This is a genomic window from Virgibacillus carmonensis, assembly GCF_057836705.1.
In genome coordinates, this window is sequence record NZ_JBYQFJ010000342.1 from 1 (window position 1) to 553 (window position 553).

Annotated in this window: 1 protein-coding gene; it reads right to left on the minus strand. The window is 39.1% G+C overall.

The genetic code is table 11. The features are described 5' to 3' along the window. On the minus strand, nt 1–524 hold a 524-nt coding region (locus tag AC3G7N_RS22235), incomplete at its 3' end, for an ABC transporter substrate-binding protein (RefSeq protein WP_489424282.1). Nucleotides 525–553 lie beyond the last annotated feature (29 nt).

The following is a 553-nucleotide window of genomic DNA, read 5'->3' on the forward strand; positions in this document are numbered from 1 at the left end:
TCCGCTTGTAAGAATGCGTCGTAACGCTCAACTGGTTTAAGCGCCAATTCATTTGCTGTTTTTGCCAATAATTCGTCATATTCAGGATTCGAGTAACCCATCTTATTATTGCCGCCGTCTGTAACCCATAGATTCAAGAATGTATATGGATCTAAATAATCAGGGAACCAGGAAGAAAACTGAATTTGATAGTCCATATCAGAATCAAGTGCCAATCGTTGTTCAAATGGTACTTGTTTCAAGGTAATGTCCAATCCTTCTAAATTTTGCTCTAACTGATTGGCAATAAATTCGCCCATTTCTTTTGATGTTTCACTGTCACTAGATAAGAATTCAAGTTCCACTTTATCCTTACCTAACTCTTGCATGCCTCTTTTCCAGAGCTCCTTGGCAGATTCTGCATCATAGGTTGATAGATCCCCGCTTGCTTCACGGAAATCCTTGCCTGATTCTGGCATTTTCACGAAATTTTTCGGGACAAAGCCTTTTGCTACAATCGATCCATCATTTAAAATTTCGTCCACTAATGCCTGCTTATTAAATGCCTGACTTA